Source organism: Paraburkholderia sediminicola (genome assembly GCF_902859805.1).
GTDB classification, from domain to species: domain Bacteria; phylum Pseudomonadota; class Gammaproteobacteria; order Burkholderiales; family Burkholderiaceae; genus Paraburkholderia; species Paraburkholderia sediminicola.
Map to the genome: position 1 here is coordinate 216,137 of NZ_CADIKC010000001.1, position 14,569 is coordinate 230,705.

The following is a 14,569-nucleotide window of genomic DNA, read 5'->3' on the forward strand; positions in this document are numbered from 1 at the left end:
TTCAATACTCCACAGATTTTTGATCGGGCGCCGCTGAGTCGGGCGCTTTGGCGTCGGGTTCGATCGGATCGTGCAGCAGCGCGTCGCGTTTCGTATAGCCCGCGAACGCCGCTGCGAGCAGCGCGTCCTGGGTCCAGCTTCCGCGCTCGAACATGCCCGTCATCCGTCCCGCCGACATCACCCCGATCCGGTCGCAAATCGACATCAATTCGCGCAGATCGCTCGACACCACCACCAACGCGCGGCCTTCCCGCGCAAGCGCCCCCATCAGGGCGTAGATATCGAACTTCGCCCCGACGTCGATGCCGCGTGTGGGCTCGTCGAACAGCAGCACCGTGCAATCGCGCGCGAGCCAGCGGCCGATCACGACTTTCTGCTGGTTGCCGCCGGAGAGTTCCGACACCGGTTGCGACGGCCCTGAACTGCGAATGCTCATGGCGTCGATCTGCTTGCGCGCCAGCGCCGCCTCGCGACGGGCGTCCACCACGCCGTTCTTCGACACCGAGCGCAAATGGCCGAGCGAGATATTGGCGGCAATGGGTTGCGTCAGCAGGAGGCCCTCGCCTTTGCGGTCTTCCGTAATCAGCGCAATGCCGTTCTTCACGGCGTCCGACGGCGAGGATACCGTTACAGGCTGGAGGGGGCCGCCGCCATGCGCGATCGACACCGTACCGGCATCCGCACGATCGGCCCCATAGATGAGCCGCATCAATTCCGTACGGCCCGCGCCGATCAGACCGCTGATGCCGAAAATCTCGCCGGCTTTGACTTCAAAGGACACGTCGCGCACAACGGGCTCGCGGGTCATGCCCGTGACCTTGAGCGTCAGGCCGCCAATGCGCCGTTCGCCGAGATCGATCCGCTCACCAATATCACGGCCGACCATCAGCGTGACCAGACGGTCGGCCGAGAGATTCGCCATCTCGTCGACATGCACGAGCCGCCCATCGCGCAAGACGGCAGCGCGCCGCGCGATCCGCTTCAATTCTTCCAGTCTGTGCGAGATGTACACCAGCGCCACGCCGCGCGCCTTGAGCCGTTCGACCTGTTCGAACAACAGGTCCACCTCGCGGGCGGTCAGCATGGCGGTGGGTTCGTCGAGGATCAGCACGCGGCAATCGCCGATCAGATTGCGCGCGATCTCGACCATCTGCTGATGGCCGATACCCAGCGTGCCCACCAGCGTGTCAGGGTCGATCGCGTCGAGCCCGACTTGCGCCATGGCGTGGCGGGCGTCTTCGCGCAGTTTGGCGCGGTCGATCCAGCCGAACATGCCGCGCTGCGGCAAACGATTCAGGAACAGGTTCTCCGCCACCGAGAGGGTCGGCAGCAGGTTCAGCTCCTGCATGACCATGCGCACGCCGAGCGCCTCGGCGTCCTTGCGGCTACCCGGCGTATAAGCCGCGCCGCCGAGCGTCATCGAGCCGGTGGTCGGCGTAACGAGACCGCCGACGATCTTGGACAAGGTGCTCTTGCCCGCGCCGTTTTCGCCGGTCAGCGCCAGCACCTCGCCCGCGTACAGATCCAGCGAGATATCGGCGAGCACCGGCCCGGCGTAGGTCTTGCCGATGCCGTGAACAGTCAGCACGGGCGGGGCAACGGCAAGGGATAAGTTGGGAGTGGACATCAGATTGATAAAGCCAGACAAAGATCAGGCGGCGTGGCCCACAAACGACGCGGGCCACGTGTTACCCCAATCTTACTTGGTGACCAGATCGACAGGCGTTTCGACGACGCCCGACAATTCCGACTGCTTCTTGTGTTCAGCGATTGCCTTCAAAGCCGTATCGATACCGAACACGGCCTGTCGGGCGGCGTACTGATTGGCCGTGGCAAGAACGCGGCCGTCGGCGAGCATCGGCTTGATTGCGTTGATGTCGTCGTAGCCGACCACTTGCACCTTGCCGGCCTTGCCGGCCGCGCGCACGGCCGATACCGCGCCGATCGCCATGTTGTCGTTACCGCACAGCAGCGCCTTGACGTCCGGATTCGCATTGAGAATCTGGCTCGCGACGGCGTTGCCCTTGTCGATTTCCCACTCGCCCGACTGCAGCGAGACGACCTTCATGCCGCCCGTCGCCATGGCCTGCTTGAAGCCGGCCGTGCGTTGCTGCGCATTGGTGGTGGTCGAGACGCCTTCGATAATGGCGACGTTGTCGCCCGACTTCAGGCGCTTGGCCAGGTAGTCGCCGACTTTCTGTGCGCCCTTGGCGTTATCCGGGCCGACGAACGGGATGTTCAGGTCTTTCGACTTGAGCACGTCCGGGTCCAGCTTATTGTCGATATTGACCACGATAATGCCGGCATCGACCGCTTTCTTCAGAACCGGCACCAGCGCCTTGGAATCGGCCGGTGCGATCACGAGTGCGTCGACCTTCGACACGATCATCTGCTCGACGATGCGAATCTGGTTACCCGTATCGGTCTCGTCCTTGATGCCGTTCGTGACGAGATCGAATTTCGCGGGGTTCTGCTTCTGATAGTCTTTCGCGCCGGTTTCCATGGTCAGGAAAAACTCGTTCGCCAACGACTTCATCACCAGCGCGACTTTCGGCTTGTGGGCCGCCTGAGCGAACGCCGCGCCCGGCAGGATCGACACTGCGAAGAAAGCTGCGCTGGCTACGATAGCGCGACGCCGCGCCGGTTGGAAATGACGAATCATTGATGTCTCCGTATCGCTCGTTCGGTCTACGTAGTGACTGATAGCCGTTGAGTCGTGTGATGGGCAGGTTCGCCACACTTGCCGCCCACTGCCAATGAAGCCCTCGGGTTTCTTTGCCAGATGCTGGGACGAGTATGGCCAGGTCCAATGCTATCCTCGCGATCCACGTTATGCTATGCCTAATTTCAAAATCGAGCGTTACAAAAATGGAACACGTGGACTGGGACGACCTGAGGATTCTGGTAGCGATCGCACGTGGCGGCACGATGCGAGCCGCCGCGACGGCATGCGATCTGAGTCCGCCCACCCTGTCGCGGCGCCTGACCGAGCTTGAACGGCGGCTGGGCGAGCCGCTTGTCGACCGGGTTCCGTCGGGCTGTACGGTGACGGCATTCGGCGCGCGTGTGCTGGCCTGGGCCGAGCAGATGGAGGATCTGGCCCACCAGATCGAGCGTGCCGCGGACGTGACCGGCGGCGCTGCGGCTCACGGCACGGTGCGGATCAACGCCGTCGAATGGCCATCTTACATTTTGCTTAAACTGCTCGGGTCGTTCCAGGACCGGCTGCCCGGCCTCGCCATCGAGGTGCTGACCTCGCGGCGGCCGTACAGCCTTGCCCGCCGCGAAGCGGACATTGCGCTGTGGTCCGAATGCCCTGATGAGGGCGATCTGTATGTCCGGCGCATCGGCCGGATCCGCTTCGGGCTGTTCGGTTCGCGCGACTATTACCTGCGCCACAAGGCAGCAATTACCCGCAAGGAGTGGGACAAGCTGTCGTTCGTCGGTTATGACGACCGGCAACCGGATCACCCGGCCACGCAATGGCTGAAAACGCTGCCCGGCGCGCCTGCGCCTTCGCTTCGGAGCAGCTATGGCATGGGCGTATTCGACGGCGTGCTGGGCGGCTCCGGGCTCGGCGTGCTTGCCCAGCTCGCCGGCGACACCACGAGCGATCTCGTCTGCATCGAGAAACATATCAAGGCGCTCGACCAGGATGTGTGGATGGTGCTGCACCCCGCCCTGCGCGATAGCGAGCGCATCCGCACGGTGGCCAACCTGATCGCCGAGATTTTCCGTTAGGCCGGGGGCGCAATCCGAACCTTCCGGTATTTGGCAGTGAGCCCAGCGGTCGCGGACCGATCGCGGTAAACCTAAGATTCGCGCCCTTCCTCGACGCTGCAAAAAAATCTGGAATAAGCAGCCACTCGATGTGTTTGCCCTTACGTGGACGGCAGCAAACAGACGGTCTACGAGCCGGAGCAGAAACGCTTCTGCGCAGCTTCAGCAGCACATGAATCACCTAGGTGGACAAGTAAAGACGTAGTTCTCAATCACATGGATCGTTAGATTCAATCAACCTTAATTAGGCATCCAAATGAAACTCAACCTTGCAATGACCCTTTCGATGATCCTCCTTGCATCGGCCGGCGCAGTCACCCAGGCATCGGCGCAGGAAAAGACCCGCGCTGAAGTGCGCCAGGAACTGGTTCAGGCAGAAGCTAGCGGTTCGCGCCTCGTGACCGATGCGTCGTACCCCGAGATCAGCCCGATCTTCGAGCAGCAGGCCGCGCGCCTGAAGATAAACACGAGTGGCGAGGGTCCGGCGATGTCGGGGTCGACGGCGGCAGGCCAACGCTCGTCCAGCACATCCGCTCACCCGGCAGGCGCGGCCATGCCGGCGTGTGTCGGCCCCGTAAGCTTCTGCTCGCCGTACTTCGGCAGCTGATCGCTGACGATGCGCGTCTGGAAGTGGTTCGGGCTTCGGCGAATGACCGGCTGGCTGTCGAATGCCTATGCCGGGTGCGAGCGGACGATGGCGTTATGGGGCGTCCGTCCGCACTAACGACTCGGTCACAGGCCGAATTATTTTTTGATTTCCCCTTTGGCGATACAGCCCAATTAATTCCAATCGAACAGACATGCATTTTAATTGAAAAGACCTGAAATTCTGGCGCATCACCATCGAATTAGCATAAAGAAATGATTTTGTAATTAATTACAAGGCACAGAAGTCGTTAAATCAATTAGAGTCCGGCCTCCATTCCGGCGTGCCATACACCCAGATGTTGCCGAACAGCCGATGAATCAATAACTACCTGATAATAATAACATTTTCAAGAAACAGCCCTGGTTCATCCGCGACTTCCCCTCCCTCTCAACTATCTATTCTGATAGGTACCGATAATCTGTAATTAACGGTAATTTGGCGGCGCTCACGGATTTAACTGAGTGCCCCTATTAACCATTCAGAACAGCGCTTCCAGACGAATCTCCCATTTATTTGACTCGACCGGAAATAGCCACCGGAAGATTCGGCGTCTCGTTGCGCTGTTATCTCAGGAGGTCACATGAAGTCGTCAACCGCAAAACAGACGGTCCTATGTCTAAACCGTTACGCGGTCGTTGCTTTGCCTCTCGCTATTGCTTCGTTCGCCGCATTCGGCGCCTCACCCGCGTCCACGCTGTGGGCGCCCACCGACACGAAGGCGTTTGTGACGCCTTCCCAGGTCGAGGCGCGCACTGCGACGCCATTGCTCGAACTCGCCGCCGGCGAGACCGCACATATCGTCGTCAGTCTCAAGCTTCGCGACGAGGCGCAACTGAAGCAATTCGCTCAGGCAGTCAACCAGCCGGGCAACGCGCAGTTCGGCAAGTTCCTCAAGCGTCAGCAATTCCTCTCTCAGTACGCGCCGACCGAAGCACAAGTGCAGGCCGTCGTCGCGCATTTGCGGAAGAACGGCTTCGTCAACATTCGCGTCGCGCCGAACCGACTGCTGATTTCCGCAGACGGGAGCGCCGGCGCCGTCAAAGCAGCCTTTAACACCCCGCTGGTTCGCTACCAGTTGAACGGCAAGGCCGGCTACGCGAACACGGCGCCGGCACAAGTGCCGCAGGATCTCGGCGAAATAGTCGGTTCGGTGCTCGGCTTGCAGAACGTCGCGCGCGCCCATCCGATGCTGAAGGTCGGCGAGCGTTCTGCCGCGAAGACGCTGGCGGCCGGTACGGCCAAGGGCCACAATCCGACCGAATTCCCAGCGATCTACGACGCCAGCAGCGCGCCCACCGCGGCGAACACGACGGTCGGCATCATCACGATCGGCGGCGTCTCGCAGACGCTGCAGGATCTCCAGCAGTTCACCAGCGCGAACGGTCTCGCGGCCGTCAGCACGCAGACGATCCAGACCGGATCGTCGAACGGCGACTACAGCGACGATCAGGAAGGCCAGGGTGAATGGGACCTCGATAGCCAGTCGATTGTCGGCTCCGCAGGCGGCGCGGTACAGCAACTGCTGTTCTATATGGCCGATCAAAGCGCGTCCGGCAACACTGGTCTCACGCAGGCGTTCAATCAGGCGGTGTCCGACAACGTCGCGAAAGTGATCAACGTATCGCTCGGCTGGTGTGAAGCGGATGCCAATGCGGACGGCACGCTGCAGGCCGAAGACCGCATCTTCGCGACGGCGGCGGCACAAGGGCAGACCTTCTCGGTGTCTTCCGGCGATGAAGGCGTGTACGAGTGCAACAACCGCGGCTACCCTGACGGCAGCACCTATTCGGTATCGTGGCCGGCCTCGTCGCCGAATGTGATCGCCGTCGGCGGCACGACGCTTTACACGACATCAGCCGGCGCCTACTCGAGCGAAACTGTCTGGAACGAAGGGCTCGACAGCAACGGCAAGCTCTGGGCGACCGGCGGCGGCTACAGCGTGTACGAGGCGAAGCCGTCGTGGCAATCGGTGGTAAGCGGTACGCCGGGCCAGCGTTTGCTGCCCGACATTTCCTTCGACGCGGCGCAGAGCACCGGCGCACTAATCTATAACTATGGTCAGCTGCAGCAGATCGGCGGGACGAGCCTCGCTTCGCCGATCTTCGTCGGGCTGTGGGCACGTTTGCAGACTGCGAATTCGAATAGTCTGGGCTTCCCCGCAGCCAGCTTTTACGGCGCCATTAGCTCGACGCCTTCGCTGGTGCACGACGTGAAATCGGGTAACAACGGCTACGGCGGCTATGGTTACAAGGCAGCCACCGGCTGGGACTATCCGACCGGATGGGGCAGTCTGGATATCGCGAAACTGTCTGCTTATATCAAGAGCAACGGCTTTGCACATTGAGTCCACTGGCTGATTGATGTGAACGCCTGAACACTCGCCGATGACTTCGCGACACGCGGGTCATCGGCGGCGACGGGCAAACCGTTCGTCGACATCACCGTGCGAGAGCATCCCTCTGCTCGCGCCGAACGATTACGGCGGTCCGAATCCGGGCCGCCCCTCACGCGTAAAACGCCCCTCCTCGCTTTCCCCAATCGCTCGCGGTGCCCTCCCTCGGCTTGTCATTTTTGTTTTGCGATGCAATGATATAACATTCCTCGCGACGAATGACGACAAGGTGCCCGCTTGACCGGGACCGGTCCGCGCACGCCTGGTCATCCTTGCCGCACGCAGGAAGAACGTCAGCAAGACAGAAAACACATCCACCCAGTGCTCACCCTGAATAAATAACGATGAAAAACCGCACGCGTGTCTCCCATGCAGCCCTATTGCTGTTCGCTATCGCCGCTCATGCCCATGCCGCGCCCGACGAAGGTTCTGTGACGGGCGCCGTCACCGACGCAGCGGGCAAACCCGTCCGGAACGCCACGGTGAGCGTTCAGAACGCAAGCGGCGCCGCGGTCAATGAGGCAAAGACGGATGCAGACGGCCGTTTCGCAATCGGCCATGTGACACCGGGCACTTATGCGATCGTGGTTACGGCACCGGGATTCGCGAGCGGCAGCAGCATGGCGACCACGACTGCAGGCGCAGAAAGCGCAGTAAGCGTCAAACTCGCTCAAAGCGACACGCTCGACGTTCAGGTAAACGCAAAGCGTCTCGATCGAGCGCGAAACGGACTGCTGCCCGAAACCGGCAGCAGCGTGTACCGCTTCAGCCAGGCCGATATCAATGCACTGCCCGCGGGGCAAGACACGCCGCTCAACCAGGTGTTGCTCCAGGCGCCCGGCGTGGCGAGCGACTCATACGGGCAACTACACGTGCGCGGAGATCACGCGAATCTGCAATACCGCATCAACGGCATCATCATTCCCGAGCCGATCAGCGGTTTCGGCCAGGCACTCGACACCCGCATCATCGACCAGGTGAACCTGCTCACTGGCGCGTTACCGGCGCAGTACGGTTACCGCACGGCAGGCGTGGTGGACATCCGCACGAAGACGGGCGATACCGGCAACGGTGGCTCCATCGACGTGTTCGGCGGCAGCCATCAAACGATCAAGACCAGCGCGGACGTATTCGGCAGTGAGGGGCCGTTCAGCTACTACTTCAGCGGCTCGCTCGGCATGAACAACCTCGGGATCGAGAATCCCGCTGCCAGTGCCAATGCGATTCACGATCACACCCGTCAGGGCGATGCGTTCGGCTACATGTCGTACATCATCAACCCGCTCACCCGCGTAAGCGTGATGTTCGGCACGACGAGCAACCAGTTCGAGATTCCCAACACACCCGGCTTGCCGACCAACTTCACATTGAACGGCAGCAACACGTTCGATTCGAGCCAACTGAACGAAACGCAATCGGAGTTGAACAACTTCGCCGTGGTGGCCCTCCAGGGCACGAATGGCGGCGCACTCGACTATCAGGTTGCCCTCTTTACGCGCTACACGCGGACGCAATTCAATCCCGACCCGGTCGGCGATCTGCTCTTTAACGGCGTGGCGTCGCAGGATTTTCACAGCAACTCGGCCAACGGCGCCCAGGTGGACACGACCTGGCGGCTGAACGACAAGCATACGGTGCGGGCAGGTATCTTCTTCCAGCAAGAACACGCGGTGTTCAACGACAGCGTCAACGTATTCGCGACGGACAGCAACGGCAACCCGCTTTCCGATCAGCCCTTCAATATTCAGGACTCCAGCAGCAAGACCGGTTATCTGTACAGCGCCTACGTCCAGGACGAGTGGAAAATCACGGACAAGCTCACGCTGAACTATGGTCTGCGCTACGACAAGATGGACGAATATGTCAGCGCAAGCCAGCTTAGCCCACGCATCGGTCTCGTCTATGCGCTGACGCCGGCCACGACCCTCCATGCCGGTTACGCGCGCTATTTCACACCGCCTGCGTTCGAACTGGTGTCCGGCTCGACCATCAGCCGCTTCAATGGCACGACCAACCAGAGTCCATCGAACCAGAACGACCAGGTGCAACCGGAACGCAGCCATTATTTCGATCTCGGGGTGACCCAGCGTCTCGGGTCGAACGTGACAATCGGGCTCGACGCTTACTACAAGAAGTCGGCGAACCTGCTCGATGAAGGACAGTTCGGCTCCGCGCTCATCTTCACGCCGTTCAACTACAGGGAGGGGCGTGTGTATGGGGTCGAGTTCACGGCCAACTACAAACAGGACAACGTATCCGCGTACATGAATCTCGCGTGGAGCCGCGCGCAGGGCACGCAGATCGATTCGGCGCAGTTCAATTTCGACCCGGCGGAACTCGCCTACATCAACAATCACTGGGTCTATCTGGATCACGACCAACGCATCACCGCGTCGTTCGGTGGCACCTACGATCTTGGCAGAACCACGTTCACGTTCGACGGACTCGTAGGAAGCGGTTTGCGCAGCGGCATTGCGAACACGGATCGGCTGCCGCTCTATGCGCAAGTGAATCTCGGCGTGATACAGCACTTCAACCAGCCCCTCATCGGCAAATTCGATGCACGTCTCGTCGTGATCAACGCGTTCAACCGCGTCTATGAGTTACGCGACGGATCGGGCATCGGCGTCGGTGCACCGCAGTACGGCCCGCATTTCGCCGTCTACGCCGGCGTCACCAAGCATTTCTGATTCCGTCCAGTTACGAAGAGGTAGAGCATGCAAGATTGGACAAGCGTTCTGGCGGCAGTACGCGTAGGCGGATGGGTCATCTATCCGCTGACGATACTCGCCATTCTGGCAGTGGCCATTGCCCTCGACCGGGCCTATGTGTTTGTGCGTTTTGGCCGCTTGTCGGGCACGCTGCGTGGCGCACAAGACATGGTGGCGCCCGGCTCGGCTCTCGATTGGGCGGGCAGATTGAAGGATGTCTCCAGTCAGAACGCGTTCAGACGAATGAGCGCGCCCTGGGCGCCTGATCCTTCTGTACCGCTGTGGCTACGCGAAGCGAAGGCGCAATCGGTTGCCGCGCAAATCGAACGCGACATGAGCAAAGGGTTCTGGGTGCTGGAAACCATTGTGACGGCCGCGCCTCTGCTGGGTCTGTTGGGCACCATCGTCGGCATGATGCATTCGTTCCAGCTGTTCGGCGGCGATGGGCTCGTCGATCCGGGTGGCGTGACCGGCGGCGTGGCGCAGTCGCTGGTGGCAACCGCGATTGGTCTCGTCGTCGCCCTGTTCGCGCTCTTTGCGTTCAACTATTTTTCCCGCCGGCTCGAACGACTCATGGATGAACTCGAGTCGTTCGCGAATGCGCGGCTCAGCGAAATCCGTCTTGCCGTTGCCGATACGTCAGCTGGAGCGCGGCCGTGAAGTTCAAGCGCTCGCGCGCGGCGAAGCGCGGTCGCATCGAAATCATTCCAATGATCGATGTGATGTTCTTTCTGCTGGCGACCTTCATGCTCGCATCGCTCGCGATGCAGCGGCTCGACGCACTCAAGGTCAACCTCCCTGCCGGCAGCGCGCAAAAGATGGCGGCCCATGAACCACTGACCATTTCCGTGGACAGCAGCAATGAGGTTTTCGTGAACCATCAGCCGGTCCATCTCGATCAGGTCGAGCCGGCGGTAAAACGCCTGCTGCAAGCGGATGGCAACGTTGTAATCGCCGCTGACGACGCGGCGGGCCACGGCGTGGTCGTTCAGGCGATGCTGGCCGCGCGCCGCGCGGGTGCCGAGCGGTTTTTGATCGCCGTGCGTCGTGAGTAGCCGGATGCGCCTCGCGGACACTATGGACGATTCTCCGCGGATACGGATTGCGCTAGCGGTGCTGGTCGCGCTAGTCGTATGGATCGGGTTTCTGCTTCAGTTGGGGAATTGGTTGGGTACGCCACCGTCTGCACGTGTACCTGATAAGCCACTCGAGATGCGGGTGGTGGAACTCGATCCGCCGAAGGCTCCGGTTGCGAATCCTTCCGTGGCTCCGATCGCAGCGGCTAAGCCACACCATCCTGCCGATCCGCGCCCGCACGTGTCAGCACAAGCACGCACGACGCCACCTGTCCCATCGAAGCCGGATGTGCGATCGGTACAAAGCGTTGCACCCGCTCAGTCGGCGCCCGTGGCTCAAGAGCCGAAGCCGGCAGCCGAGCCGCCTGCGCGTGCAGCGAGTTCCGCTTCCGAAGAAAGAGCAAACGCCACGCCATCGGCCACATCGCCCGGCGAGGCAACGGCGCGTGCCATTGCTCAACCTTTGCCGGAACTCCCTGACGATTTACGTGACCAGGCGTATCAAACCGTCGCGACGGCTCGCTTTGCCATTCACGTTGACGGCTCGGTCGATGTCGAACTCGTCAAGCCGACCTCCAACCCGCGCCTCAACCAGATCCTGCTCGAAACGCTCCGCAAATGGCGATTCTTTCCGGCGATGCAAGCTGGACGTCCAGTCGAAAGCCGGCAGGACATCCGTGTGCATTTCAATGTGAGCTAGTCCGAGGAAGGTTGTGCGTTGAGTTTCCACCTGCACCTTCCTCACCCTTCCTCACCCCTTCGTCGCCCCAAACGTCAGCCCCGCCACGAAATGCTTCTGCATCGCAAAGAACATCGCAACCGAAGGCAACGCAGCCAGAATCGACCCCGCCGAAACCAGATTCCACGCCGTGGTCCACTGCCCCTTCAACGCCGCGACGCCTACGGTAATCGGCGCGGCGTCGTCACCTTGCGTCAGACACAGCGCCCAGAAGTAGTCATTCCACACGAACGTGAACACGAGAATCGCCAGCGCTGCCAGCGCGGGACGGATCAACGGCAATACGATCTTGAAGAACACGGTCCACTCATTGGCGCCTTCGATCCGCGCCGCCTCGACCAGCTCAAACGGCAACTGCTTGATGAAATTCCGCAGAAACAGCGCGCAAAATCCAGTCTGAAACGACACATGGAACAGAATCAGCGCGCTCACCGTATTGAACAGGCCAAGCTGCAATGAAAGGTCCCGCACCGGAATCATCAACACCTGCACCGGCACGAAATTGCCCGCAACAAACGTCGCGAACAACGTCGAATTTCCGCGAAACCGATAAATAGCCAGCGCGAATCCCGCCATCGCCGCAAGCGCAATCGAACCCACCACAGCGGGCACCGTAATCAGCACGCTGTTCCAGAAGTAATGCAGCATCGGCGAAGTCGTCAACGCCTCGCGATAGTTATCGAACATCGCGAAGTGCTTCGGCCAGCCCCAATAGTTGCCTTCGCTCAGTTCTTCCGTCGAGCGCACCGAGGTCACGAGCACCGCGATCATCGGCAGCAACCAGATCAGCAGCGCGAGCGGCAACGTCAGTTTGTACGCGCGGCGCGTCACCGGTTTCCATTTGTCGATCGGGATCGGAAACATGATCGGCTCCTTATTGCTCGGTGCGCAGCATGCGGCGCAGGTGATAGACGATGTACACCAGCATGATGGCGAACAGCACGACCGCCACCGCCGCGGAATACCCAATGCGGTAATACTTGATAGCCTGGTCGTACATGTAGTAAGCGAGCACGGTCGAGCTTTCGAACGGTCCGCCGCTCGTCATCACCGAGATCAGATCGAAGCTGCGCAACGCGCCGATCACTGTGACAACGATCGCCATGAACGTGGTCGGCCGCAATTGCGGCAGGATCACGTGCCACAGCATCGACCAGCCACGCGCGCCTTCCATGCGCGCCGCCTCGATCTGCTCGGCGTTCAGCGACGTCAGGCCGGTTAGATAAAGAATCATGCAATACGCGGTTTGCGGCCACAACGCGGCGAACACGATCCCGAGGGTCGCGTAGCGCGGGTCGCCGAGTACCGGCACGCCGTGACCGAGAATCACCGCGAGCAAGCCGAAGGTCGGGTCGTAGAACCACGAAAAGATCAAGCCAACCACCACGCCCGACAACACGAACGGCGCAAAAAACAGCGATTTGACAATGCGGATGCCGGCCACGGCCTGATTCAGATAGAGCGCAACGGCTAGTCCCATTGGCGGTGCAAGCAGGAACAGCAACAGCCAGATGAGGTTGTTCTTCAGCGCCGTGTAGAACGTCGGCGTATGGAACAACTCGATATAGTTTGCGAGGCCAACGAAGGATGGGTCGGTCATCCCGTCCCAGTTGAAAAAGCTCAGACGCATGGTCGAGATGATCGGCCACACGACGTAGATCGCCACCATCACGCAGGCGGGCGCGAGAAACAGGAAAGCGGCTCGCCGTTGCCGGCGCGCAGTTGGCGAAGGACGGCGCCGGCGTGCCGCGCCAGGCGGCCCGCCGCGCAATGCACCGCCCGAAGCCGGTACGCCCGATCCGGGCAAGCCAGAACCGCCCGGTTCGGCAGGGCCGCCAACAGTGTGACGGGTGACGGAATGCGACACGATCATTCTCCTGCCAATCTGATGCAACAAGTAGCGGCCCAAGCCCAAACCCAAACCTGAACCCGGGCCGCTACCGCTCACTTCTTGTAGATCCGCTTACGCGTCTGCTCGAGTTGCGCGAGCACATCGTCAAGCTTCGAAGGATCGGAAATGAATTGCTGCATCCCCTTCATCCCTTCATCGGCCATTTCCTTCGTCATGTCGCGATCGTAGAACTGCGCAATGCCGCCCTTCGTATTCGCGAGAATCTGGAAGCCGATCTTCGAAATCGGATCCTCAGGTTCCGGCGATTTGCTGTTCGCCGACAAGGAACCGAGCCCGGCGGCGAGCTTCGCGCCATTTTCCGGCGTCTGGACGAATGCAAGGAAGGCATGCGCATCCGCCTTGTTCTTCGCCTTCGACGGAATATGCAGCGATTCGACCGGACCGTCTTCGGCGGTCGGCACGCTCGCGTCGATGATCGGGAACTGGAAGTAGCCCATTTCCGGCTTGACGTTCGGCGGGAAACCGCCGGTGATGAAGGTGCCCATCAGCATCATCGCGGCCTTGCCCTGGAACAGGAACGGCTGCACCGCATCCAGATCGTAGGAAAGCGAATTGTCGATGAAATAGCCGGCGTCGATCAGTTGCTTCCAGGTCGTGTAGACCTTCTTCAGACGCGGATCGGTGTACGCGATATCGCCCGCCATCAGTTTCTGATGGAATGCGTTGCCGTTCAGGCGCAGGTCGAGATAATCGAACCAGCCGGCGAGCGTCCATGAATCACGGCCAGCCACGGCAATCGGCGTAATGCCCGCCGCTTTCAGCTTCTTGCAGTCGTCGAGAAACTGGTCCCACGTTTTCGGTTCGCCGGTAATGCCGACCTTCTGGAACAGATCCTTGCGATAGAACATGCCCCACGAGTAATACACGGTCGGCGCCGCGTACTGCTTGCCCTTATACGACGACGCTTCTTTCGTCGACGCATACATGTCGTTCCAGCCGTTCTTCGCCCAGTCGCCGCTCAGATCCTCGAACAGGCCGCGCTGCGCGTAATACGCCATCCGCTCGCCGTCATGCCAGTTGACGATATCGGGCGCGACGGTGGAGAGCCAACCGGGCAACTGAACTTTGTACGCTTCTTCGTCGACGAACGACACCTTTACGTCGGTACCGGGGTGCGTTTTCTTGAAGTCGTCGATGATCGACTGCCAGACTGCGCGTTGACTTGCGCCCTTGAAAGCGATGTTGACCGCGAGCGTGCCGGCCTGCGCGGTGCTGACGACGGACACGCCTGCGGCGGCCGCGGCCAGCGCGAGTGCCAGCAGAATCTTGCGAGGTTTCAGTGCCATGTTGCTGTCTCCTTTATGCCTTGA

General features: G+C 60.8%; 12 protein-coding genes. 7 read left to right on the top strand and 5 right to left on the bottom strand.

The annotated features are described in order from the left end of the window. Nucleotide 1 precedes the first annotated feature (1 nt). Nucleotides 2–1,627 (bottom strand): sugar ABC transporter ATP-binding protein, encoded by a 1,626-nt coding sequence (locus R8871_RS00985; protein WP_175048640.1) that lies wholly within the window; start codon nucleotides 1,625–1,627, stop codon nucleotides 2–4. Nucleotides 1,628–1,699: 72 nt separating this feature from the next. After that, complete coding sequence (locus R8871_RS00990) at nucleotides 1,700–2,662, bottom strand: sugar ABC transporter substrate-binding protein (RefSeq protein WP_175048641.1); 963 nt, start codon at nucleotides 2,660–2,662, stop codon at nucleotides 1,700–1,702. A gap of 206 nt (nucleotides 2,663–2,868) precedes the next feature. Between R8871_RS00990 and R8871_RS00995 the strand changes: the two genes are divergently transcribed. The 7 genes from R8871_RS00995 (at nucleotide 2,869) to R8871_RS38680 (ending at nucleotide 11,308) form a co-directional block, all read left to right on the top strand. Beyond that, a complete protein-coding gene (locus tag R8871_RS00995) occupies nucleotides 2,869–3,741 on the top strand; it encodes a LysR family transcriptional regulator (protein WP_175048642.1) in 873 nt (290 codons plus the stop codon). Between the two features lie 295 nt (nucleotides 3,742–4,036). Beyond that, complete coding sequence (locus tag R8871_RS01000; RefSeq protein WP_175048643.1) at nucleotides 4,037–4,387, top strand: DUF4148 domain-containing protein; 351 nt, start codon at nucleotides 4,037–4,039, stop codon at nucleotides 4,385–4,387. A gap of 622 nt (nucleotides 4,388–5,009) precedes the next feature. After that, entirely contained in the window at nucleotides 5,010–6,773 is a 1,764-nt protein-coding gene (locus R8871_RS01005; RefSeq protein WP_175048644.1) for a S53 family peptidase, read from the top strand. Between the two features lie 392 nt (nucleotides 6,774–7,165). Then, complete coding sequence (locus R8871_RS01010; protein ID WP_175048645.1) at nucleotides 7,166–9,511, top strand: TonB-dependent receptor; 2,346 nt, start codon at nucleotides 7,166–7,168, stop codon at nucleotides 9,509–9,511. A 27-nt stretch (nucleotides 9,512–9,538) separates the two neighbouring features. Then, on the top strand, nucleotides 9,539–10,192 hold the full coding sequence (locus R8871_RS01015) for a MotA/TolQ/ExbB proton channel family protein (RefSeq protein ID WP_175048646.1): 654 nt from the start codon (nucleotides 9,539–9,541) through the stop codon (nucleotides 10,190–10,192). Continuing rightward, nucleotides 10,189–10,587 (top strand): ExbD/TolR family protein, encoded by a 399-nt coding sequence (locus tag R8871_RS01020; RefSeq protein ID WP_175048647.1) that lies wholly within the window; start codon nucleotides 10,189–10,191, stop codon nucleotides 10,585–10,587. Before R8871_RS01015 ends, R8871_RS01020 begins: the two co-directional genes overlap by 4 nt. Nucleotides 10,588–10,609: 22 nt before the next feature. Then, entirely contained in the window at nucleotides 10,610–11,308 is a 699-nt protein-coding gene (locus R8871_RS38680; RefSeq protein WP_281370212.1) for an energy transducer TonB, read from the top strand. A 51-nt stretch (nucleotides 11,309–11,359) separates the two neighbouring features. On the opposite strand, the gene R8871_RS01030 is transcribed toward R8871_RS38680, so the two are convergent. The 3 genes from R8871_RS01030 to R8871_RS01040 all read right to left on the bottom strand — a co-directional run bounded on the left by R8871_RS01030 (nucleotide 11,360) and on the right by R8871_RS01040 (nucleotide 14,545). Beyond that, nucleotides 11,360–12,211, bottom strand: coding sequence for a carbohydrate ABC transporter permease (locus R8871_RS01030; RefSeq protein WP_054039020.1), 852 nt, complete (start codon nucleotides 12,209–12,211; stop codon nucleotides 11,360–11,362). A gap of 10 nt (nucleotides 12,212–12,221) precedes the next feature. Further along, nucleotides 12,222–13,220 (bottom strand): carbohydrate ABC transporter permease, encoded by a 999-nt coding sequence (locus R8871_RS01035; RefSeq protein WP_175048649.1) that lies wholly within the window; start codon nucleotides 13,218–13,220, stop codon nucleotides 12,222–12,224. A gap of 71 nt (nucleotides 13,221–13,291) precedes the next feature. After that, nucleotides 13,292–14,545: an ABC transporter substrate-binding protein gene (locus R8871_RS01040; protein WP_175048650.1), complete on the bottom strand. Its 1,254-nt coding sequence runs from the start codon at nucleotides 14,543–14,545 to the stop codon at nucleotides 13,292–13,294. Nucleotides 14,546–14,569 lie beyond the last annotated feature (24 nt).

Bases quoted from the DNA above. Each gene is read 5' to 3' on its own strand.
- R8871_RS01040 (WP_175048650.1), bottom strand. From the start codon at position 14,545: ATGGCACTGAAACCTCGCAAGATTCTGCTGGCACTCGCGCTGGCCGCG.
- R8871_RS01015 (WP_175048646.1), top strand. From the start codon at position 9,539: ATGCAAGATTGGACAAGCGTTCTGGCGGCAGTACGCGTAGGCGGATGG.
- R8871_RS00990 (WP_175048641.1), bottom strand. From the start codon at position 2,662: ATGATTCGTCATTTCCAACCGGCGCGGCGTCGCGCTATCGTAGCCAGC.
- R8871_RS00985 (WP_175048640.1), bottom strand. From the start codon at position 1,627: ATGTCCACTCCCAACTTATCCCTTGCCGTTGCCCCGCCCGTGCTGACT.
- R8871_RS01030 (WP_054039020.1), bottom strand. From the start codon at position 12,211: ATGTTTCCGATCCCGATCGACAAATGGAAACCGGTGACGCGCCGCGCG.
- R8871_RS01000 (WP_175048643.1), top strand. From the start codon at position 4,037: ATGAAACTCAACCTTGCAATGACCCTTTCGATGATCCTCCTTGCATCG.
- R8871_RS38680 (WP_281370212.1), top strand. From the start codon at position 10,610: ATGGACGATTCTCCGCGGATACGGATTGCGCTAGCGGTGCTGGTCGCG.
- R8871_RS01035 (WP_175048649.1), bottom strand. From the start codon at position 13,220: ATGATCGTGTCGCATTCCGTCACCCGTCACACTGTTGGCGGCCCTGCC.
- R8871_RS01005 (WP_175048644.1), top strand. From the start codon at position 5,010: ATGAAGTCGTCAACCGCAAAACAGACGGTCCTATGTCTAAACCGTTAC.
- R8871_RS00995 (WP_175048642.1), top strand. From the start codon at position 2,869: ATGGAACACGTGGACTGGGACGACCTGAGGATTCTGGTAGCGATCGCA.
- R8871_RS01010 (WP_175048645.1), top strand. From the start codon at position 7,166: ATGAAAAACCGCACGCGTGTCTCCCATGCAGCCCTATTGCTGTTCGCT.